Here is a 20,269-nt window from a genome sequence, read left to right as displayed (position 1 = left end):
CGGCGCCGTCAGTCAAATCCGTTGGTTACGCATGCGCTAGACACGCTCGGCCAGTGCCGGCTCGCCGCGCTTTTCGCGGATGAGATTGACGAAGCGGCGAAACAGATAGTGCGAATCCTGCGGGCCGGGCGAGGCTTCGGGATGATGCTGGACCGAGAAGACTGGCCTGCCGGTGAGCGCAATGCCGCAATTCGAACCGTCGAACAACGAGACATGCGTTTCCTCGACACCGCTCGGCAACGAGTCGGCGTCGACGGCAAAGCCATGGTTCATCGAGACGATCTCGACCTTGCCGGTGGTGTGGTCCTTGACGGGATGATTGGCGCCGTGGTGGCCCTGATGCATTTTTGCGGTCTTGCCGCCCAGCGCCAGCGCCAGCATCTGGTGGCCGAGGCAGATGCCGAACAGCGGGATTTCGGTCTTCAACAGATCCTGGATGACCGGAACGGCGTAGTCACCGGTGGCTTCCGGATCGCCTGGGCCGTTGGATAGAAAAATGCCGTCGGGCCGCATCGCTAGGATCTCCTCGGCGCCGGTTTTTGCCGGCACCACGGTGACCTTGGCGCCGAGGCCGGCCAGCAGGCGCAATATATTGCGTTTGACGCCGTAGTCGACGGCAACGACGTGCATCGACGGATCGGCCTGTTCGCCAAAGCCCTCGTTCCAGACCCAGGGCGTCTCGCGCCAGACCGAGGACTGGCCGGAGGTGACCTCCTTGGCGAGATCAAGCCCGATGAGCCCCGACCATGCGGCGGCGCGGCGCTTGAGGTCATCGACGTCGAAGATACCGTCGGGCGCGTGCGCGATGACGGCGTTGGGCATACCCTTTTCGCGGATCAGCGCGGTCAGCGCCCGCGTGTCGATGCCTGAAAGTGCGACGATGCCGCGCTTCTTCAGCCACTGGTCGAGACCGGTTCCGGCGCGGTAATTCGACGGGTTGGTGACATCGGCCTTGAACACGGCGCCGACGGCACCGGCGCGGGCCAGCGGATTGAGGTCCTCGATGTCTTCGTCATTGGTGCCGATATTGCCGATATGCGGGAAGGTGAAGGTGACGATCTGGCCGGCATAGGACGGGTCGGTGAGTATCTCCTGATAGCCGGTCAGCGCAGTGTTGAAGCAGACCTCGGCGACGGCGGAGCCGGCGGCGCCCAGACCGCGACCCTCGATGACGGTGCCGTCGGCCAGCACCAGCAGGGCTGTCGGCCTCTCGGTGGCCCAAGGGGGGGTCGATGCGGCGGTCATCGTTGCCATGGCGGCACTCCTAAAGGCTGCGCCCCTCAATCGGCGCAACAAAAGGCGCGAAGCGGCAATCTCACAGCCTCGGCGCGCTAACTTTTCACTTGTGCATGTCGTTGCCCAAAACCGCTACGCACTTTTGGGCGACGTGCACTAGAATTCAATTCATGCAAGGCCCAGTACATAGGGGAAGGCGCCAAGGCGGTCAATGATGCCGCACCGTGCGAGCCTGGATTTATTTCGTCGAATAATATCAGCGGTTTGCCGGACGCTATCGAGTTTGCCTTGAGCTATCGGCATGACTATTGTCCGCCGCATTCGAAGGAGAAAGCACCATGCGAGGAAAAATCGCCGAATCCCTGAAGAGCGCGATGAAGGCGCAGGACAAGCGCCGGCTGCCGACATTGCGGCTGATCCAGGCGGCCATTCATGATCGCGATATCGCCAATCGCGGCGCCGGCAAGGAGCCGGCCAGCGACGACGAAATCCTGCAGATCCTTGCCAAGATGGTGAAGCAACGCGAGGAATCGGCCAAGGCCTTCGATGACGGCAAGCGACCGGAGCTTGCAGCGCAGGAGCGCGACGAGATGGCCATCATTCGCGACTTCCTGCCGACGCAACTGGGCCAGGCCGAGACGGAAAGCGCCGTCCGTTCCGCCATCGCCGAGACCGGCGCCAGCGGTGTCAAGGACATGGGCAAGGTGATGGCGGCGCTCAAGGAGAAATATGCCGGGCAGATGGATTTTTCCAAGGCGAGCGGCATCGTCAAGAGCCTGCTTCAGTAAGCTGCGGAAGGGCCTTGCCGTCGCGCCCGCAATCCGGCAAAAGCTCGCGCCCGTGATCGAACTCGTCAAACCGGCGTTTGAACACCTGCCGTCCTACAAGGCGGCCCTCGAGCGCGGCTGGTCGCCGGACAATGTGCGGCTGCTCGACGCGACGCGCGAGCAGCTTGCGGCTATAGAAAAGGATCCAGCGACTTTCCTTGCCGATCTCGACGATCCTGATGGCAAGGGACCGCCGATCACCTTGCCGGACGGTTCGACGGTGCCGCGGCTGCCCGGATTCCGGCGCTGGATCTGGGACGAGGAAGTCGCAGGCTCGATCGGCTTGCGCTGGCAACCCGGCACCGCGGCGCTGCCGTCGCACGTGCTCGGTCACATCGGCTATGCGGTGGTGCCGTGGAAACGGGGACGCGGCTATGCGACCGAGGCGCTGCGGCTGATGCTGGTGGAGGCGAGGGCGGTTGGCCTGCCCTTCGTCGAAATCACCTGCAAGCCACACAATGTGCCCTCGCAGAAGGTCGTTCTGGCCAATGGCGGCCGGCTCGTCGGGCATTTCTTCGAGGATGCTTCCTACGGCGGTGCGGAAAGCCTGCGCTACCGGATTGATCTATAGCCCTATTCGGCGGCAGCCGGCAGCGGCGGCGCAGCCCGGCTTCGCCATTCCCAGACATGCGAAGCAAGCGCAACCGCGACCGCGACCAGCATGGCGATCGCGCCAACCACCGGCAGGCTACGATAGCCATAGCCGGCATTGAGCATGGCTGCGCCAAGCGATGCGGCGAGTGCGATGCCGACATTGAAGCCCGACGGAATGAGTGACGAGGCGAGGTTGGAGGCGTCCGCGGTCCAGGTCAGGATGCGGGTCTGGATCGGCGTGCCGATGGCAAAGTTGAGGCCGCCCCAGACGAAGATCGCTATCACCATCGGCAGCGGGTAAGGGCTGACAGCGTAGATCAAGGCGAGCATTGCCGCTTGCAGGAAAAGCATGGCGATAAGCGACGGCATCAGCTTCCAGTCGGCGAGCCGCCCGCCGACGAAGACGCCGATCGTTGCGCCGACCCCATTGAGCAGGAGCACCCAAGGTACCCATTTCTCGTCGAGGCCGGTGATCTCGAGCAGCGTCGGCGTGATGTAGGTGAACAGGCCGAACTGGCCGATCATCAGCATCAGCATAATAATGAGCGAGGTCCAGACCTGCTGGCGTGCGAGCACGCGGACCTCGCTGCCAAGGCTCGCTGACGGGCTCGACGATCCCGTCTTGCGCGGCAGCAAGGCGCCGATTGCCGCGAAGGCCACCACGCCGAGAGCGCACATCACCCAGAATGTCGCGCGCCATCCCCAGATGTTGCCGATTGCCGTGCCGGCCGGAACGCCGATGACATTCGATACGGTGAGGCCGGACAGGATCAGCGCCACCGCCATGCCGCGCTGGTCTTCGCGCACGAGGCCGACGGCCACCACCATGGCAACGCCGAAATAGGCGCCATGCGCCACGGCCACGGCTATCCGCAACAGCAGCATCGAGGCGAAGTCGGGCGCCAGCGCGCAGGCGGCCTGGCCGATGGTGAAGGCTGCAGTCAGTCCAAGCAGCAGGGCCTTGCGGGAGAACCTTTTGGTGGCGAGCGCCAGCAGCGGGCCGCCGACTGCAATGCCGCCGGCATAGCCGGAAACGAGATAACCGGCGGTCGGGATCGCGACGCCAAGGCCACCGGCCACCTGCGGCAGCACGCCGGCGATGACGAATTCGGTGGTGCCGAAGGCGAAGGCGGCAATGAACAGGGCAATGAGGGGGAGCATGGCGGAAAGGCGATCCTCGGATAAGGTCGCCTCAAACCACGGATGAGGGCAGCGGGCAATCCAGAAATTGTCGACGCCGCTTTAGCTTTTCTTGATCGCCGGTCAGGCGCCCGCCGCTAAGACAAGAGCTAGGCGGCTGCCTTCCTCCCGTAAGGAATTTTCAGCCACGCCCGTTCGTGAAGATAGTAGAGCAGCGACTTGGTGACGACCTCGGTCAGGCCGATGGCCGCGGCGAGCTTGATGCTTCCGGTCACGACGAGCGAAATGATCATCGTGTCGATGGTACCGGTGATGCGCCAGGAAAGCGCTTTGGCGAAGCTGCGCGAATGGGTGTCCATCGACTTTCCTCCCGGTAGATATTGGACGACCCTTTAGCCGACAGACGGGAAGCGGCGCAAAGATAATTTTTGCGCCTTGGCCCACAGCAATTTTCATAGGCGATGTTCTGAAGCTACCCGGCCTGTGGATGCAATCTATCCAGCCTTCAGCCGCGAACCGGTGAGCAGGCCGCGCTCTTCAAGCACGGGATAGGCCATCGAGGCGAGCAGCGAGTTAATCTGCTTGAGGTCGCGAATGGTGTCGAGATGGATGGAACTGGTCTCGACACTCTTGGCGGTGCCGTCGCGCAGCCGCACGAAATGGCTCTGGCTGGTTTCCTTCTCGCGGTCGCGCAGCCGGTCCTTTTCCAGCACCAACTGGCGAGCGGTCTCCGGATCGCGGGACACCAGCACGTTGAAGGCTAGCCTGGCATTGGCAAGCACCAGGGCATGGAAGGCGCAAAGCTCGCGCCAGCCTTCCGGCGTGAACTCCAGTCCGCGCTCGAATTTCTTCTTCACGTGGACCAGCATGTTGCGCACGATGATGTCGCCGACCTGCTCCAGCTTGACGCAGGCGCCGATCAACTCCTGGCAACGCAGGGCCTCGTCCTCGCTCAGCGGGTTCTTGGTGACCTTGGCGAGATAGAGCTTGATCGCCGCGTGCTTCCTGTCGACACGGTCGTCGAGTGCGGCCAGCGCGCCGATCTTGTCGGCATCGGCGCTCTCATAGAGCTCGATGATCCGTTTCAGCATGATCTCGACCGTCTCGCAGACCCGTACCACCTCGCGGGTGGCGTTGGCCAATGCCTGGCTGGGCACGTCGAGCGCACTTTCGTTGAGCGCCGAAAGCTCGACGACGTCGAGCGCATTGGCGGGCTGCGGCTTGGTGCCCAACGCCACGGTTCTTTCCGAGGCACGATAGACCAGGCTCGCCAGCGGCAGGCCGGCGATCAGGATCAGGATGTTGAAGACGATGTGGGCATTGACGATCTGCTCCGGCACGGTGCTGCCCAAGAAGGCGACCGGCGGCTTGAACGTCAGGAACAGGATCAGCATGATCAGCGAACCCATGCCGCGCATCAGGAGATTGCCGATCGGAACGATACGAACGCCGGGTTCTGCGTTGCGGGTTAGAAGCGGCGCGATGATCGAAGAGCCGAGATTGACGCCGAGCACCAGCACGATACCGAGTTCGGGCGGGATGAAGCCGCGGCCGGCCAGCGTCACCATCAGCAGCACCGCGGCGATCGAGGAATGGAACAGCCAGGTGACCAACGCCGCCAGAAGATAGGCGGTGACCGGATCGCCGGAGAAGTAGTCGACGATGAGCGGCATCAGCGTGCTCTGGCGCAGCGGCTCCGATGCCTGGCCGATCATCTCCAGCGACAGAAGCAGCAGGCCGATGCCGACCAGGATGCGGCCGAACTGGCGCCAGTCGCGCCGCTCGGTGGCCATGAACATGACGGTGCCGGCGACCAGGCAGACCGGCACCAGCAGCGACAGATCGAAGGTAAGCAGCTTGACCACGAGCGCCGAGCCGATCTCGGCGCCGCGCACCGCAAGCTGGCCCGACATGCCGCTGACAATGCCGGAGCCGGCGAATGAGCCGACCAGCAAGGTGACGGCGGTCGAGCTTTGCAGTGCGACCGCCAGGCCGCAGCCGGCCAGAACCGCCATGAACGGATTGCGCATGGTGGCGCGCAGCTTGTGGCGCAGCACATCGCCATAGGCGCGCTCGACGCCGGTCTTCACCAGACGGGTGGCAAACAGCATTAGTGCCACCGCACCGGCAAGGTGCAGCAAAACGACGGAGCCACTCATGCCAGGCCCCGCAACGCGACAGGTGCCAGCGACGCGGGCGCGGTGAAGTCAAAGGGGCAAAGGTGGGCGCGAATCGTGGACATTGCAGAGGTTGATGTTACTCCGATTTATTTTAGCCGAATAATAAATTTTGCCCGGCTTGGACGAGTGTTGCCACGCGACGGGGCGTGTCGGAAATGGATGGCTGACAAAATGGTTGCATTGCCGGCTGGGCTGCGGAGGGTCACGCAGCCCAGGCGGAGTGATCGCTTTAAAGGTAGTACTCAATTAGGCGGCCTAAATATAAGTAATCATTACGAAAACGTAATCTGTGTGTTCAGTTTCGGTTCATCCTTCCGGCTCCTGTCCGTAGGCATCGACAACCAAGGAGTACCCGCCATGAAACGCATCGTTCTTTCCGCCATTGCCTTCTCGATGCTGGCTGCAACCACCTTGCAGGGCCAGGCTGCACCTCTGAACACACCAAACGCGCCGCAGTCGAACTACAGCCAGGTCGACTGGCAAAAGCCCGGCAGGCATGTCGAGGTGAACAAGCATGTCGACGTGAACAAGCGCGTCATAGTGAAGAAGAAGGTCGTGGTGAAGCGCAGCCATTGGCGCAACGGCCAGAGATATTCGAGCTGGAAACGTCACCAGCCGATCCGCGACTATCGCCACTATGGCCTGCGCCGTCCGGGTCCCGGCCAGGAATGGATACGGGTCGGCAACGACTATCTGCTGGTGAGCGTTCTCTCCGGGCTGATCTTCGGCGCCATCGCCGCGCAGTGAGCCCGGAACGGCTGACGGGCGCTGCGCCGGCTTAGATCGAGAAGGCGGCCCGCGGGCCGCCTTCTCTTTTTGGCCTGTGAAAACCGGGTATGGTCGCCATTAGGAGTCGTCGGACTTCGCCCGTGTGATTATATGGAGGCCAAACGAGCTGTCCCCCAATGCGCTTTCCGCCTGCTTTCCTTGACGAGATCCGCGACCGCGTACCGATTTCTTCAGTGATCGGCCAGCGCGTCGCGTGGGACAGGAAGAAGACCAACGCGCCGCGAGGCGATTATTGGGCGTGCTGTCCGTTCCATGGCGAGAAGAGCCCATCCTTCCATTGCGAGGACAAGAAGGGCCGCTATCACTGTTTCGGCTGCTCAGTTTCTGGCGATCATTTCAAGTTCTTGACCGAACTCGATGGGATGAGCTTTCCAGAGGCAGTCGAGAAGATCGCCGACATGGCCGGCGTGCCGATGCCGGTTCGCGATGCCCAGGAGGAGCGGCGCGAAAAGGAACGCGCCAGCCTGACCGATGTCATGGAGATGGCGACGGTGTTCTTCCAGGAGCGGCTGCAGGGACCGGAAGGGGCAAAGGCCCGCGCCTACCTGCGCGACCGGGGGCTGACACCGGCGACGCAGCAGTCCTTCCGCCTCGGCTATGCCGCGGACAGCCGCAACACGCTGAAGGAGCACCTTGCCGCCAAGGGTGTCCCCAAGACCGACATCGAGGCGTGCGGGCTGGTGCGCCATGGCGACGACGTCCCGGTTTCCTACGATTGGTTCCGCGACCGCATCATGTTCCCGATCCCGGATTCCAGGGGCAAGATCATCGCCTTCGGGGGGCGGGCGCTGGCGCCGGATGCGCTGGCCAAATACATGAACTCGCCCGATACGGAGCTCTTCCACAAGGGCAACGTGCTCTACAATTTCGCCCGCGCTCGCAAAGCGCTGGCCAAGGGCGGCACCGTCATTGCCGTCGAAGGCTACATGGATGTGATCGCGCTGGCGCAGGCCGGCTTCGAGAATGTCGTGGCGCCGCTCGGCACTGCGCTGACCGAAAACCAGCTCGAACTTCTATGGCGCATGGCCGGCGAGCCGGTGCTGTGCTTCGACGGCGACCACGCCGGGTTGAAGGCAGCGTGGCGCGCCGCCGACATGGCGCTGCCGACGGTCCAGGCTGGCCGCTCCGTGCGCTTCGCCCTGCTACCGGAGGGCAAGGATCCCGACGATCTGGTCAAGGGTGATGGACCGGATGCGTTCCGGGCCGTGCTTTCCGAGGCACGGCCGCTGGCCGACCTCTTGTGGATGCGCGAGACCGCCGGCGGCATCTTCGACACGCCGGAACGGCGGGCGGAGCTCGAAAAGACACTGCGCGAACTGACCAGCCGCATCCGCGACGAGAGCCTTCGCTATCACTACCAACAGGAAATGCGCGAGCGGGTACAGAGCTTCTTCGGGGCCCAGCGCGGACGCCAGGGACGTCAGGACGGACGGCCAGGTGAGCGCTTCCCGGGCAGGGTCTCCGCACCGGGCGGACAGTTTGCGCGCGGCGGCAATGCCGGTGGGCGCACCGCGATCACCGAAAGCCTCGGCCGCTCGGCGCTGGTCAAACGCGGTAGCGAGGGCATGTCGGTGCGCGAGGCGACGATCATTGCGGCCCTCGTCAACCATCCCGTGCTGATCGACGAGAATTTCGCCCATGTCGAGTTCCTCGATCTCGCCAACTCCGATCTGAAGCGGCTGCATGCGTCCATCCTCGACGCCATGGCGCATGATATGGCAAACGACCGCAACGCAGTGATCGCGACGATCGAGCGGGCTGGCTGCGGTGAGATATGGCAGCGCGCGGTGGCGCTGATCAAACGTGCGCGGCAATGGCCGGCCCTGGAAACGGCAGCACTCGACGATGCTCGCGATGCGTTCAGCCAAGCTCTCCACTTGCAGCGCAGCGCGCGCACCTTACATAAGGAGCTGAAGCAGGCGGAAGCAGCGCTCGCCAGCGATCCCACGGACGAAAATTACCGGCACCTGGTCGAAATCCAGGCGCAATTTCGTGATGTGCAGGCAACGGAAGCGCTGATCGAAGGGTTTGGCGTATCGTCGGGCAGAGCTGGGCGCGTTTAGATCGAAGCCTCCAGAAGACTGAAATGTAAGGACGTGCTTGCGCGTTGAATCAAGCGTGCGGTGCTCTAAGTCGGGTAATTGATTCGCTTTTTTCATGCGAATCATGCGAGAGGCGCTTGACCTTCCGACAGAATGGCGGAATCAGGTCGATTCGAAACGTTAACCCGCCCCGGCATCGACGGGAATGCAGCGATGTAAGGTACTGATCACTGGACAGGCAGTCAGCTTGCCACAGATATCAGGGTTAATCTGGACTTAACGAGAGATGCAGTTACTGGCCCGGTAAAGCGCGTTCTGGAAGGAGCGCATCCAATTTGACCGGACCGGCAGCTTACGCGGCTTTGATACTCAGCCGCTTGGAGAAAATAAAGACTATGGCGACAAAAGAAAAGGAAGAAGTCGAGACCGAACGCGAGGCCGCGACTGATGGCCCTCTGCTCGACCTTTCCGACGATGCTGTCAAGAAGATGATCAAGGCCGCCAAGAAGCGCGGCTATGTCACCATGGACGAGCTGAATTCGGTGCTGCCCTCGGAGGAAGTGACTTCCGAGCAGATCGAGGACACGATGGCCATGCTTTCCGACATGGGCATCAATGTGGTCGAGGACGACGAGCAGGGCGAGGAGCCCGAAGCCGCCGATACCGCCGCTGATGCCGAGGAAGATGCCAACGAGCTGGCCGAGCAGACCGGCACCGCCGTCGCCGCCACCACGACCAAGAAAGAGCCGACCGACCGCACCGACGATCCGGTCCGCATGTATCTGCGCGAGATGGGCTCGGTCGAGCTTCTGTCGCGCGAGGGCGAAATCGCGATCGCCAAGCGCATCGAGGCCGGCCGCGAGACGATGATCGCGGGCCTGTGCGAAAGCCCGCTGACTTTCCAGGCCATCATCATCTGGCGTGACGAGCTCAACGAATCGAAGATCCTGCTGCGCGAGATCATCGACCTCGAGGCGACCTATGCCGGGCCGGAGGCCAAGCAGGCGCCGGTTGTCGAGCGTATCGAGGAAGCCAAGACCGAGGAAAAGTCGCGCCGTTCGCGCGAGGACGAGGACGACATCACCAATGTCGGCGGCGACACCCGTGGCCTGGTGGACGACGACGAAGAAGACGATGACGAGGCGAGCCTGTCGCTGGCGGCGATGGAAGCGGAACTGCGCCCGCAGGTGATGGAGACGCTCGACGTCATTGCCGACACCTACAAGAAACTGCGCAAGCTGCAGGACCAGCAGGTCGAGAACCGGCTGGCCGCCGCCGGCACGCTGTCGCCCAGCCAGGACCGCCGGCTGAAGGAGCTGAAGGACCAGCTGATCAAGGCGGTGAAGTCGCTGTCCTTGAACACGGCGCGCATCGAGGCGCTGGTCGAGCAGCTCTACGACATCAACAAGCGCCTGGTGCAGAACGAAGGCAAGCTGCTCAGGCTGGCCGAAAGCTATGGCGTGCGCCGCGAGGAATTCCTCAGGGAATATCAGGGCTCGGAGCTCGATCCGAACTGGACCCGCTCGATCGGCAATTTGACCTCGCGCGGCTGGAAGGAATTCACCAAGAACGAGAAGGACGCCATCCGCGACCTGCGCGCCGAGATCCAGAACCTCGCCACCGAGACGGCGATTTCGATCCAGGAATTCCGCAAGATCGTCAACCAGGTACAGAAGGGCGAGCGCGAAGCCGCAATCGCCAAGAAGGAAATGGTCGAGGCCAATCTGCGCCTCGTCATCTCCATCGCCAAGAAATACACCAATCGCGGCCTGCAGTTCCTCGACCTGATCCAGGAAGGCAATATCGGCCTGATGAAGGCGGTCGACAAATTCGAATACCGCCGCGGCTACAAGTTCTCGACGTACGCGACATGGTGGATCCGGCAGGCGATCACCCGTTCGATCGCCGACCAGGCGCGCACCATCCGCATTCCGGTGCACATGATCGAAACGATCAACAAGATCGTGCGCACCTCGCGCCAGATGCTGCATGAGATCGGCCGTGAGCCGACGCCGGAAGAACTGGCGGAAAAGCTCGCCATGCCGCTGGAAAAAGTGCGCAAGGTGCTGAAGATCGCCAAGGAGCCGATCTCGCTCGAAACGCCGGTCGGCGACGAGGAGGATTCGCATCTCGGCGATTTCATCGAGGACAAGATGGCGATCCTGCCGATCGACGCAGCGATCCAGGCCAATTTGCGCGAGACGACGACGCGCGTATTGGCCTCGCTGACGCCGCGCGAAGAGCGCGTGCTCAGAATGCGCTTCGGCATCGGCATGAACACCGACCACACGCTTGAAGAGGTCGGCCAGCAGTTCTCGGTCACCCGCGAGCGCATCCGTCAGATCGAAGCCAAGGCGCTGCGCAAGCTCAAGCACCCGAGCCGCTCGCGCAAGCTGCGCAGCTTCCTGGACAGTTGAGGCCGGTGACGGATAAGCAGTTCAAAGGGCGCCGGTGGCGCCCTTTTCCGTTTTGGCATAGGCGATCACGATTGGACGCGCCGCTCTTGCGGGTCGTGCCCTACGAGAGGATAATTCCGCGACGGACGCATTCTCTGGGCGACAAACCCGGATGCCCGCCCCGGCGGTTGGACGCCGTGCTCCGCGGCACCGGAGGGAGGTGTGCCATGACAACTTACATCGTGCTGATCAACTGGACGGACCAAGGCGCCAAAAACGTGCGCGAGTCGCCGAAGCGGCTCGATGCCGCCAAGAAGCTGCTGGGAGACATGGGCGGGTCCTTCAAGGCATTTTATCTCACCATGGGGGATTGCGACATGGTGGCCGTGCTCGAAGCGCCCGACGATGCCGTCCTGGCTCGCTTCTCGCTGATGCTGGCGGCGGGCGGAAACGTCAGGACGCGGACTCTCAAGGCTTTCCCGGAGGATGCCTATCGCGAGATCATCACCTCGCTCGGGTAAGTTGCGCTCCAGGCCTGGCTGGCCATTTCGCGGGTTTCGTGTTGCGTTGCGGCGCAATGGCGTTTGCCGGATAGTCGGTGCGCGTCCCTCTGGTTCGAAACATGAGCAAGCCGCTGCTGACCGTCTGGTATAATACGCGCTGTCCGGTCTGTGATGCCGGTATCAGCCGGCAGAAGCGGCGGCTGATCGAGGCAGTCAAGGCCGGGCGGATCGAATTTCGCGACATCAATGCCGAACCGACGGCGCTGGCCCGCTACGGCATAAGGCTGGAGGATATCCGGCGCCGGCTGCATGCGACCGACGCCGGTGGCAAATTGCTGGTCGGCGCCGATGTTGCCGTTGCGGTGTGGCTGATAACGCCGGGCGAGGGCTGGTTGGCGACGCTGTTCGGCAATCCTGCCGCACTGCCTTTGACGCGCTATGCCTATGATCGTTTCGCCGATCTGCTCTACGCCTGGAATCGGCGTGAAGGCCGCTGGTAACGGTGCACGTTCACTTGGCAAAGGCCCGGAGATTGTTTCCGGGCCTTCGCATGGGCCGCTATTGAGCCGCCGGCTCGCAAAGCCAGCCAACGATGTGGCGCACCGCCGGCAGCACCAGCAGCAGCGTCGGAAATGCCACCAGCCAGGACAGGGCCCAGGCCGTCAGCCATGTGGCCGGCAGATCGGGCTGGAAGCCAAGGCTTTTCAGCGTCGAGATAAACGACACGATGAACGTCATTAGCAACGACAGCACCAGCGGGCTGACGATGGCGGCATAGTGCGCTGGCAGCTTTCTGCGCGAGGTTTTTCACAATCATCTGGGATTTTCCCTGAAGCATCCGGTCCGTCGCCTGGCATCCATTCGCCGGTCTTCGGCGTAACTGCCCGGAACGACCGGGGGTGGATGCGTTGCTTCACGTCAGACGCTTACGGAGTGGTGTTCGGCCCTCACGCGCTTCCTAGCCGCGCTTGCCGGCGAAAATCAATCCTGCCGGGCGCTATTTCCAGATACATCGTAAGATATATCTTGACTGGGTCGCTGTGGATGTCTAATTGAGATATATCTTAAGACATAACTCAAGGAGCAGACGATGCACAAAGGCAATCATTTCGGGCGTCATCGTTTCGGCGAACACGCCGAGCGCGTTTTCATGCATATGGCCGGCAAGTTCGGCGGACGCGGCGGCTTCAGACCGTTCGGGAATGGCATGAGAGGCGGCGGACGCGGCGGGCCGGGCGACATGTTCCGCGCCGGGCGCATGCTGGCCGACGGCGACCTCAAGCTGATCACGCTGTCGCTGCTGGCCGAGGCGCCGCGGCACGGCTACGACATCATCAAGGCGCTGGAGGAGCGCACCAGCGGCTTCTACAGCCCGAGCCCCGGCGTGGTCTACCCGACGCTGACCTTCCTGGAAGAGGCCGGCTATGCCGTTTCTGCGGCGGAAGGCAACAAGAAGGTGTTTTCGATCACCGAGGCAGGGCAGGCGCACCTCAACGAAAATCGCGAGATGATCGACCACGTGCTCGACCATCTCGAGCGCTTCGGCCGCAAGATGGCTAAGGCGCGCGACTGGTTCGGCTGGAACGATGACGGCGACGGTGGCCGGCGCGGCCGCGGCCGCTCGGAAAAGCGCGACGAGTTTCGCGCCGTGCGCCACCGGCTGCGCGCCGCGCTCGGCGAAATCGTCGATGCACCTGAAGCAAAGCAGACCGAGGCAATCAGCATATTGGAAGCTGCCGCAGAGGCCTTGGAAGCGTTGTCGCGCGACTGACCTCTGGCCGCCATGCCAGTTGCGGCCCTTGCCCGCTCGGCCAAGGACCGGTACTGAAAATCATCCTGCACCGCGCTATGTGGTGCAGGATGATTGCCGTTGGAGGATACCCCATGTCTTTTCTGAAGCGTCTTTTTGGCGGAGGCAACGAAGCCGCCGAGCCAAAGACAGCGGCACCGGCAAAGCAGATCGAGCACAAGGGATTTTTGATCAGCGCCACGCCCTACAAGGCGGAGGGCCAGTACCAGACCTGCGGCGTGGTTTCAAAGGAGATCGACGGCGTGATGAAGGAGCACAAATTCATCCGCGCCGACCGCTTCGCCGGGCTTGATGACGCTGTCGACATCTCGATCAAAAAGGGCATCCAGCTGGTCGATGAGCAAGGCGAGAAGATCTTCGGGTAGATCGGCTACTACAGCCTTGGGTCGATTGGCTCGCTTTCCAACGCCAGCACGCCGAAGACACACTCGTGAACCCGGCGAAGCGGCTGCCTGGCGACAAATCGCGTTAGCGCTTCGTGACCAAGCGCGAATTCTCTGAGCGCCAGGCTGCGCTTGCCGGCCAGGCCGCGTTCTCGGAGGCGGACGAGATTGTCGGGCGCATCATATTCGGGACCATAGATGATGCGCAAATATTCCGGGCCGCGGACCTTCAGCGCCGGCTGGATGAGCCCCTTCTTGCCACGGCTGACGAAGTCGCGTGGTTTGACCACCATGCCTTCGCCGCCCGAGCCAGTCAGCGCCTCCCACCAGGCGACGGCCTCGGCACACGCGCTGCCGTTGGCCAGATCAACCATACGCCATCGAGTCGGCGTGACCACGCCGCCACGGGCAGCCAGACGGTCCGCGAGCGACATGTGCCAGACATGGTCCTGGTCGAACCAGACACGGCCCTCGCTGGCCAGCAGGTGGAAAGGCGCGGCCTTAAGGTCCTCGACGCCCGAAACTGGCCATACGTAGGGCGCCCAGGCGGTGGCGTATTTGGCTGCGCGGGCGGCACGGTCTTCAAGGCGTGCGTTCAGGCCGGCTGCATCGACGCCGCGCGCCATCGCACGGGCCAGCGCCTCACGGCTGGCTTTGAATCCGGCGGCAGAAGATATCGCCACCGGCGCATATTGGCTTTCGATCAGACTGCCGGCCTTGGCTGACCAAGGCATTATCTCGGCGTCCAGCAGCAGCCAGTCGCTGTTCAATTGCTTCCACAGGTCCGCCGCGTCGACCTCAGTGCGAAGACGGGCGAGCAGGTCCTCCGTCATGGCACTGTCGTTGAAAAAGGAGCGTCCGGTGCGGGTCCAGATTGCGCCGGTTTCGTCGCCCGGGATTCCGAAGCGGCTGCGTGCCGCCTGCGCGTTCCGGCAGAGCGCGATCAGTGCCCGGGAACCCATGTGCTTCTCCTCGCACACGACCTGGGCAACGCCACGCTCGCGGAAATAAGCGAAGGCATCCTCCGGACGTTCCAGCCAGCCGTCCTGGCTGCTGGTCTCGGACGGCGACATGGTCGGCGGCAGATAGACCAGCCATTGCGGCGAGAGCGCGAAGCGGCTCATCACCTCCAGTGCCGCCGACGCGTTCTCCTCGGCCACGACAATCCGGCCCCTCAGTCCGGTCTCGATCCAACGGCGACCGGAGACGTCCTGATAATCGAGCACGCCGTCGGCGTCGGCCTGCGCCGATTTGTCCTGACCGAGCCCGCCCAGCGGACGTATCGGCTCCGACCAGGTCTGGATTGCCGGCACCTCGACCAGTTCGCGTTCCGGCCAGCGCAAGGCCGTCAGCTTGCCGCCGAATACGCATCCGGTGTCGATGCACAGGGTGTTGTTGACCCATTCAGCCGATAGCGTGGGCGTATGTCCATAGATAATGGCCGTCTTGCCACGATAGGCCGCGGCCCAGTCGGCGCGGACGGGCAGCCCGAACTCGTCGGTCTCGCCTGTGGTCTCGCCATACAGAGCGAACTCGCGCACGGCGCCGGAACCGCGTCCGATCATCTCTTCCTTGAGGCCGGCATGGGCGACAGCGAGGCCTCCGCCATCGAGCCAGACATGGCTGCGCAGGCCGTCCAGAAAGGCGGGCAGCGCCTCGCGCAAGCCTCGGTCCTGTGCACTTAGCTGGTCGATAGTCTGCTGGAGGCCGTGGGCGACCGTGACCTTGCGGCCTTCTAGCCAGCGGCTGAGTTTGCGTTCATGGTTGCCCTGGACACAGTAAGCCGTTCCAGCCGCGACCATGCTCATGGCGATGCGCAGTACGTCGGGCGAGTTGGGGCCGCGATCGACGAGGTCGCCGACAAAGACGATCTTGCGGCCCTCTGGTGGAACCACGGTGACCGTTCGGTCGCCCTGATGCTCGGACCAGGCGATGCTGTAGCCCAATCGAGCGAGCAGGATATGAAGCTCATCTGAACAGCCGTGGATGTCGCCAATGATGTCGAACGGGCCATGGTCGTCGCGCTTGTCGGTCCACAGCGGCTGTCGCGACACCTCGGCAGCGTCGATGCCGGCCTCGCTGGTAAGCTTCCAGACCTGGCGGAAGCCCTCGCGTTGCAGGCCGCCAAGACCCTTGCGGATCTCGGTTGTCATGCGCTGGACGACCCCGGCGCCAAACGGCCGGTCGGCTCGCACCGCATTGCGGGCGACGCACACCTCGACGCCTGGATCGAGGACCACGGCGACGGGCAAAGCGTGCCACTTGCGCGCCAGCTCAATCCAGGCCTTGCGGTCGGCGGCTCGCACATTGGTGGCGTCGATGACGGCTAGTCTGCGGTGTTTAAGCCGTTTGTCGGCTATTTCGCGAACCAGATCGAAGGCATCCGCAGAGACGTCCTGGTCGGTTTCGTCGTCGGAGATCAGCGCCCGGCACTGGTCTGAGGAAATAATCTCGGTCGTCAGGAAATGCTTGGCGGCGAAAGTCGACTTGCCCGATCCGGTCGAGCCGATCAGCACGACGAGGGCGAAGTCAGGAATGGTGAGGTTGGTCTTGTCGGGTTCTCTCATCGAGTGAACACCGCCATCTGTGTGGGGGCGCCGAGGGTCGGGTCCTCGGCTCCGATACCGCTGAAGGTGGCCGAATAGCCATAGATCTCGCCGATTTTGGCCGCCCAGGCTTGGAACTGAGCCCGGCTCCATTCGAAACGGTGATCGGGATGGCGAAATGCGCCAGGGACCAGTCTTGGAAACAGAGCGTTGTAGTCCGCATTCGGAGTGGTCACGATGACGGATTTGGGCGCCGTCTCACCGAAAACGATGCGTTCGACCAGGGGCAGCCTGTCCTCGTCGAGATGCTCGATGACCTCGACCAGAACGGCGACATCGGCTGCGGCCCAGCGGCTGTCCCGGTAGGTCAGCGATCCATGCAGCAGCGTGACCCGGCCCTCGGGCGGCCCGCCGAATTCGTTCAGCTTGAGACGCTTTGCAGCCCATTCCAGTTCGCGTACCGCCGGATCCAGCCCGAACAGCTTATGAACCCATCGCTCGCGCACAAGCCGATCGAGCAGCTTGCCTTCGCCGCATCCCAAGTCCGCAACCGAGGCTGCTCCCGTCGTCCGGATGGCCTGGACCACAGCTTCCATGCGCAGATCGTTGAGCCGGATCGGCGTCTCCAGCGCTTCCTCGGGCGTAACGCGCCGCTCGGCAGGTTCTGCCTCGCCGGCCGTCTCGGGAGCCAGCCGCTCCAGGGCGATGCGGGCCAAAGCCCTGCGATTGCCAAGATAGCGCCGCACGATCAGGTCTTTGGCCGGATGGTTTTCCAGCCAGCCCTCTCCCTTGGACAGCAGCTTGTCGATCTCTGCTTCGCCGACCCAGTAATGCTTGGCATCGTCCATCACCGGGATCAGCACATAGAGGTGATTCAACAAGGCGCTGAGCCGGCCCGTGCCGGTCAGCTTCAGATGGCCATATCGGGGCTCGCCTGCAGCACCCCCGATTCCTTCGATTGGCGTCAGATCGACTGTCCAGCCCAAGGATTCGAACAAACTTCGAACCAGAACCTCACCGCCGCGCATTGGCAGTGGCGTAACCACGGCTTCCAGCGGCAGTTCGCTGTCGGCTAGTTCCTGGCGCTCCTTCGATATACCGGTCGTCGCCGTCCGCAGCATTTTGTTCAGCGCCACCGACAGGAAGGATGATGCAGCGTAAGGCCGGTCGTTCACATATTGGTCGAGCAAGCCTTCCGCCAGGCCCTTCCCCCGCACCAGCCCCACCGGGTCGACGTCGAGCAGGAGTGCAGCCTCGCAACGGTCTTCGTTTGCCTCGGGATAGAACAGCCAAGCCTTGCCGAAAGACAGGTCGGTCTCGTGCAGACGATCCGGATGCTTGTGCAGCAAGAAACCGAGATCGGTGGCCGGACGGTGCGTTGTGGCAACAGACAGGAACATCCGCGACCGATAGCGCAGACAAGCGGAATAACCAATGGCGGTTGTGTGGCCCACCACAGGCTGTCGCTAACGAGAAACAAGGACAGGCGCCGGGCGCCTGCCCTTGTACAATTCAGACGCTGCTGACGCTTTACGCCGCGATGGCGACACGCTCGGCATTACCGGTCGCGGCCACAATGGCGTCGACCTTGGCCGAGGCCTTGGCCAGCGCTGCTCCCACCGCATCGGCGCCCATCCCGACTCCTTCAATGCGGATGACCTCGACATCGGTCATGCCGAGGAAGCCGAGCACGCTGCGCAGGTAGGGAATGGCGTGATCGAACTGCACGGCCGCACCTTCGGAATAGATGCCGCCCGAAGCCAGCACGACATAGACCTTTTTGCCGGTGACGAGGCCCTTAGGGCCGTTCTCGCCATAGGCAAAGCTCCTGCCGGAACGGGCAATGTGATCGACCCAGGACTTCAGCGTCGAGGAGATGTTGAAGTTGATGAAGCCGGTGGCGAGAATCACCGTATCGGCGGCGAACAGTTCATCCAGCACGACATCGGAAACGCCAACGACTTCAGCCTGGCGCGAGGTGCGCGCTTCGGCCGGCGTGTAGATGCCGGTCGCATAATCGGCATCGATGTGCGGCAACGGATTGGCGACGAGGTCGCGCACGACAAGCGTGTTCGACGGATCGGCGGCAACAAGCTTTTCAGCGAATTCAGTAGCAATACGGGTCGAGTGTGAGGCAGCGCCGCGCGGGCTCGATGTGACAAGAAGGATAGACATAATGGGGTCTCCAGGGTTGGATCAAAATCTCCCGGCAAATATGTGTGCGCAGACCCATTTGAAAAACTGGTATATTTTGTATATTATCCATCTAAATTGTGGATTGAACGATGCAACCGAACCCGACGCTTGACCAACTGCAGATCCTGGTTGCGGTGGCCGAGACCGGCAGCTTCTCGGCCGCCGGGCGCAAATTGAACCGCGCGCAATCGGTGATCAGCTACGCCATCGCCAACCTCGAAGCGCAGCTCGGGCTGAAGCTGTTCGAGCGCGAGGGCACGCGTGAACCGCAACTGACCGATGTCGGCAAGGCGACGTTGGAAGATGCGCGACGCATGGTCGGCGTGCTGCAACGCATCCGCTCGCGTGTCGACGGATACCGGCAGGGATTGGAGGCGGAAGTTACGCTGTCGGTCGATGTGACGCTACCGTCGCCGGTGCTGGTTCGGGTGCTAAAGGCATTCGAGGCGCAGTTCCCGGCAGTGGCGCTGCGTCTGCATATCGGCTCGCTTGGCCTGATCCTCGATCATGTTGTCGGCGGACAGGCCGATCTCGGCATCGGGGGGCTTCTGGGTGAGACGGACGTGAATCTGCTTCGCATCGGCTTCATCTCCCTGGTGCCAGCCGCAGCGCCTGATCACCCGCTCGCGCTGCTGCCGGGACCAGTGGCACTAGAGGATGTCCGCGAACATATCCAACTGGTCGTCTCGGATCAGTCCGAGCGTACGCGCGGGCGTGACTATGGCGTCTTCGCCTACCGCACCTGGCGGCTGACGGATGTGCGCACCAAGCACGTGCTGATGCGCGAGGGGCTGGGCTGGGGCGGGCTGCCGCGATGGCTGATTGCCGATGATCTGGCGAACGGCCGGCTTGTCGAACTCGATCTCGAGCCTTACAGCGAAGTCCGCTCGCCGCTCTATGCCATGCACCGCCCCGATCGTAGCCCGAAACCGGCGGCCGCCTGGCTGATCGACCAGTTCAAGCGCCAGCTCGGCTGCTTCAACGAGTTCGAGCCGGGTGAGATGCCTGCGGAGGAGCCGGAGACAGGCCGTCGATCAGCGCCATGAGAACGGCGCGATAGTCCTCGATCGATGCTCCAGCTTCAATGGCGAGTGCTGCGCGGTCGAAGGCGGCGGCGAGCAAAGCGGTCAGTGCTTCTACAGGCAGTCTCGTCATGGAATGCGAGCGCATCGCGGCAACAAGGCCCTCGCGCAGCGAACGATTGCCATGGCGGTTGTCAATCACATCCATGGCGGCGCGGCCGAGCACGGCCGGGCCATCAAGCAGCAAGAGCCGCGTGCGGCCAGGGGCACGCATGGCGGCAAGATAGGCATCCGAGCCGGCAATCAGCGCATCGCGGGCAAATAGCGAAGGCGGCGACGCGCGTTCGATCTCTTCCGAGACGGCTTGCGCCTCCTGTTCGACCACAGCGGCAAACAATGCCTGCTTGTCGGCAAAGTGATGATAGAGCGCGCCGCGCGTGACGCCGGCAGCGGCGACGATCTCTGGTGTGCCGGTCTCGGCATAGGATTTGTCGGTGAACAGTTTGCGAGCCGCGGCGATGAGCTCGGCGCGCGTCGCCGCGGTGCGATCACGGTTGGAGCGACGAGCAGATCCCTGTTGCATACATTCAGCCTGTATGTTAATG

Annotated in this window: 19 protein-coding genes; 10 read left to right on the top strand and 9 right to left on the bottom strand. The window is 62.9% G+C overall.

Features of this window, described 5'->3' with window-relative positions:
• Positions 1-36: 36 nt before the first annotated feature.
• Positions 37-1,254, bottom strand: a complete 1,218-nt coding sequence (gene carA, locus NKG60_RS22085; RefSeq protein ID WP_352669649.1) for a glutamine-hydrolyzing carbamoyl-phosphate synthase small subunit — start codon at positions 1,252-1,254, stop codon at positions 37-39.
• A 320-nt stretch (positions 1,255-1,574) separates the two neighbouring features.
• Between carA and NKG60_RS22080 the strand changes: the two genes are divergently transcribed.
• Both NKG60_RS22080 and NKG60_RS22075 read left to right on the top strand, forming a co-directional pair.
• Positions 1,575-2,024, top strand: a complete 450-nt coding sequence (locus NKG60_RS22080; protein ID WP_023678304.1) for a GatB/YqeY domain-containing protein — start codon at positions 1,575-1,577, stop codon at positions 2,022-2,024.
• Positions 2,025-2,076: 52 nt separating this feature from the next.
• The gene (locus NKG60_RS22075; protein WP_352669652.1) at positions 2,077-2,634 is read left to right on the top strand and encodes a GNAT family N-acetyltransferase; all 558 of its coding nucleotides are present in this window, start codon (positions 2,077-2,079) and stop codon (positions 2,632-2,634) included.
• 2 nt (positions 2,635-2,636) lie between these two features.
• On the opposite strand, the gene NKG60_RS22070 is transcribed toward NKG60_RS22075, so the two are convergent.
• The 3 genes from NKG60_RS22070 to NKG60_RS22060 form a co-directional block, all read right to left on the bottom strand.
• Positions 2,637-3,818 carry an MFS transporter gene (locus NKG60_RS22070; protein WP_352669654.1) on the bottom strand — a complete coding sequence of 394 codons (1,182 nt, stop codon included), beginning with the start codon at positions 3,816-3,818 and terminating at the stop codon, positions 2,637-2,639.
• Between the two features lie 128 nt (positions 3,819-3,946).
• Positions 3,947-4,156, bottom strand: coding sequence for a DUF2061 domain-containing protein (locus tag NKG60_RS22065; RefSeq protein ID WP_292658743.1), 210 nt, complete (start codon positions 4,154-4,156; stop codon positions 3,947-3,949).
• Between the two features lie 135 nt (positions 4,157-4,291).
• Positions 4,292-5,956, bottom strand: coding sequence for a Na/Pi cotransporter family protein (locus tag NKG60_RS22060; RefSeq protein ID WP_352669657.1), 1,665 nt, complete (start codon positions 5,954-5,956; stop codon positions 4,292-4,294).
• Positions 5,957-6,334: 378 nt separating this feature from the next.
• Between NKG60_RS22060 and NKG60_RS22055 the strand changes: the two genes are divergently transcribed.
• The 5 genes from NKG60_RS22055 (at position 6,335) to NKG60_RS22035 (ending at position 12,207) form a co-directional block, all read left to right on the top strand.
• Positions 6,335-6,724 carry an RcnB family protein gene (locus NKG60_RS22055; RefSeq protein ID WP_352669659.1) on the top strand — a complete coding sequence of 130 codons (390 nt, stop codon included), beginning with the start codon at positions 6,335-6,337 and terminating at the stop codon, positions 6,722-6,724.
• Between the two features lie 158 nt (positions 6,725-6,882).
• Positions 6,883-8,829: a DNA primase gene (dnaG, locus tag NKG60_RS22050; RefSeq protein ID WP_352669661.1), complete on the top strand. Its 1,947-nt coding sequence runs from the start codon at positions 6,883-6,885 to the stop codon at positions 8,827-8,829.
• 374 nt (positions 8,830-9,203) lie between these two features.
• Positions 9,204-11,225: an RNA polymerase sigma factor RpoD gene (rpoD, locus tag NKG60_RS22045; RefSeq protein WP_352466688.1), complete on the top strand. Its 2,022-nt coding sequence runs from the start codon at positions 9,204-9,206 to the stop codon at positions 11,223-11,225.
• A gap of 206 nt (positions 11,226-11,431) precedes the next feature.
• Positions 11,432-11,725: a GYD domain-containing protein gene (locus NKG60_RS22040; RefSeq protein ID WP_352669663.1), complete on the top strand. Its 294-nt coding sequence runs from the start codon at positions 11,432-11,434 to the stop codon at positions 11,723-11,725.
• Between the two features lie 101 nt (positions 11,726-11,826).
• A complete protein-coding gene (locus NKG60_RS22035) occupies positions 11,827-12,207 on the top strand; it encodes a thiol-disulfide oxidoreductase DCC family protein (protein WP_352669666.1) in 381 nt (126 codons plus the stop codon).
• Between the two features lie 58 nt (positions 12,208-12,265).
• On the opposite strand, the gene NKG60_RS22030 is transcribed toward NKG60_RS22035, so the two are convergent.
• Positions 12,266-12,496, bottom strand: a complete 231-nt coding sequence (locus tag NKG60_RS22030) for a DUF2798 domain-containing protein (RefSeq protein ID WP_352669686.1) — start codon at positions 12,494-12,496, stop codon at positions 12,266-12,268.
• Between the two features lie 301 nt (positions 12,497-12,797).
• Between NKG60_RS22030 and NKG60_RS22025 the strand changes: the two genes are divergently transcribed.
• Together NKG60_RS22025 and NKG60_RS22020 are read left to right on the top strand one after the other, a co-directional pair.
• Complete coding sequence (locus NKG60_RS22025; RefSeq protein ID WP_352669669.1) at positions 12,798-13,478, top strand: PadR family transcriptional regulator; 681 nt, start codon at positions 12,798-12,800, stop codon at positions 13,476-13,478.
• Between the two features lie 113 nt (positions 13,479-13,591).
• Positions 13,592-13,882, top strand: a complete 291-nt coding sequence (locus NKG60_RS22020) for an HlyU family transcriptional regulator (RefSeq protein WP_023678291.1) — start codon at positions 13,592-13,594, stop codon at positions 13,880-13,882.
• Between the two features lie 8 nt (positions 13,883-13,890).
• Here the strand turns inward: NKG60_RS22020 and NKG60_RS22015 are convergent, their stop codons facing one another.
• The 3 genes from NKG60_RS22015 to NKG60_RS22005 all read right to left on the bottom strand — a co-directional run bounded on the left by NKG60_RS22015 (position 13,891) and on the right by NKG60_RS22005 (position 18,621).
• Positions 13,891-16,467 (bottom strand): polynucleotide kinase-phosphatase, encoded by a 2,577-nt coding sequence (locus NKG60_RS22015; protein WP_352669672.1) that lies wholly within the window; start codon positions 16,465-16,467, stop codon positions 13,891-13,893.
• Positions 16,464-17,846, bottom strand: coding sequence for a 3' terminal RNA ribose 2'-O-methyltransferase Hen1 (locus NKG60_RS22010; protein ID WP_352669689.1), 1,383 nt, complete (start codon positions 17,844-17,846; stop codon positions 16,464-16,466). The genes NKG60_RS22015 and NKG60_RS22010 overlap by 4 nt, the downstream gene beginning before the upstream one ends.
• A 130-nt stretch (positions 17,847-17,976) precedes the next feature.
• Positions 17,977-18,621: an FMN-dependent NADH-azoreductase gene (locus NKG60_RS22005; protein ID WP_352669673.1), complete on the bottom strand. Its 645-nt coding sequence runs from the start codon at positions 18,619-18,621 to the stop codon at positions 17,977-17,979.
• Positions 18,622-18,731: 110 nt separating this feature from the next.
• On the opposite strand from NKG60_RS22005, the gene NKG60_RS22000 reads away from it, so the two are divergent.
• A complete protein-coding gene (locus tag NKG60_RS22000) occupies positions 18,732-19,688 on the top strand; it encodes a LysR family transcriptional regulator (RefSeq protein WP_352975546.1) in 957 nt (318 codons plus the stop codon).
• On the opposite strand, the gene NKG60_RS21995 is transcribed toward NKG60_RS22000, so the two are convergent.
• Positions 19,621-20,247, bottom strand: coding sequence for a TetR/AcrR family transcriptional regulator (locus NKG60_RS21995; RefSeq protein WP_352975544.1), 627 nt, complete (start codon positions 20,245-20,247; stop codon positions 19,621-19,623). The genes NKG60_RS22000 and NKG60_RS21995 overlap by 68 nt on opposite strands.
• Positions 20,248-20,269 lie beyond the last annotated feature (22 nt).

The organism is Mesorhizobium sp. M1428 (assembly GCF_040317515.1).
Lineage (GTDB): Bacteria > Pseudomonadota > Alphaproteobacteria > Rhizobiales > Rhizobiaceae > Mesorhizobium.
Note: the sequence above shows the minus strand (reverse complement) of the source record. Positions and strands in the feature narration are given on the sequence as shown.

Bases quoted from the DNA above. Each gene is read 5' to 3' on its own strand.
- NKG60_RS22060 (WP_352669657.1), bottom strand. From the start codon at position 5,956: ATGAGTGGCTCCGTCGTTTTGCTGCACCTTGCCGGTGCGGTGGCACTA.
- NKG60_RS22000 (WP_352975546.1), top strand. From the start codon at position 18,732: ATGCAACCGAACCCGACGCTTGACCAACTGCAGATCCTGGTTGCGGTG.
- NKG60_RS22065 (WP_292658743.1), bottom strand. From the start codon at position 4,156: ATGGACACCCATTCGCGCAGCTTCGCCAAAGCGCTTTCCTGGCGCATC.
- NKG60_RS22055 (WP_352669659.1), top strand. From the start codon at position 6,335: ATGAAACGCATCGTTCTTTCCGCCATTGCCTTCTCGATGCTGGCTGCA.
- NKG60_RS22010 (WP_352669689.1), bottom strand. From the start codon at position 17,846: ATGTTCCTGTCTGTTGCCACAACGCACCGTCCGGCCACCGATCTCGGT.
- NKG60_RS22005 (WP_352669673.1), bottom strand. From the start codon at position 18,621: ATGTCTATCCTTCTTGTCACATCGAGCCCGCGCGGCGCTGCCTCACAC.
- NKG60_RS21995 (WP_352975544.1), bottom strand. From the start codon at position 20,247: ATGCAACAGGGATCTGCTCGTCGCTCCAACCGTGATCGCACCGCGGCG.
- NKG60_RS22070 (WP_352669654.1), bottom strand. From the start codon at position 3,818: ATGCTCCCCCTCATTGCCCTGTTCATTGCCGCCTTCGCCTTCGGCACC.
- NKG60_RS22020 (WP_023678291.1), top strand. From the start codon at position 13,592: ATGTCTTTTCTGAAGCGTCTTTTTGGCGGAGGCAACGAAGCCGCCGAG.
- NKG60_RS22080 (WP_023678304.1), top strand. From the start codon at position 1,575: ATGCGAGGAAAAATCGCCGAATCCCTGAAGAGCGCGATGAAGGCGCAG.
- carA (WP_352669649.1), bottom strand. From the start codon at position 1,254: ATGGCAACGATGACCGCCGCATCGACCCCCCCTTGGGCCACCGAGAGG.
- NKG60_RS22025 (WP_352669669.1), top strand. From the start codon at position 12,798: ATGCACAAAGGCAATCATTTCGGGCGTCATCGTTTCGGCGAACACGCC.
- rpoD (WP_352466688.1), top strand. From the start codon at position 9,204: ATGGCGACAAAAGAAAAGGAAGAAGTCGAGACCGAACGCGAGGCCGCG.
- NKG60_RS22015 (WP_352669672.1), bottom strand. From the start codon at position 16,467: ATGAGAGAACCCGACAAGACCAACCTCACCATTCCTGACTTCGCCCTC.
- NKG60_RS22035 (WP_352669666.1), top strand. From the start codon at position 11,827: ATGAGCAAGCCGCTGCTGACCGTCTGGTATAATACGCGCTGTCCGGTC.
- dnaG (WP_352669661.1), top strand. From the start codon at position 6,883: ATGCGCTTTCCGCCTGCTTTCCTTGACGAGATCCGCGACCGCGTACCG.
- NKG60_RS22040 (WP_352669663.1), top strand. From the start codon at position 11,432: ATGACAACTTACATCGTGCTGATCAACTGGACGGACCAAGGCGCCAAA.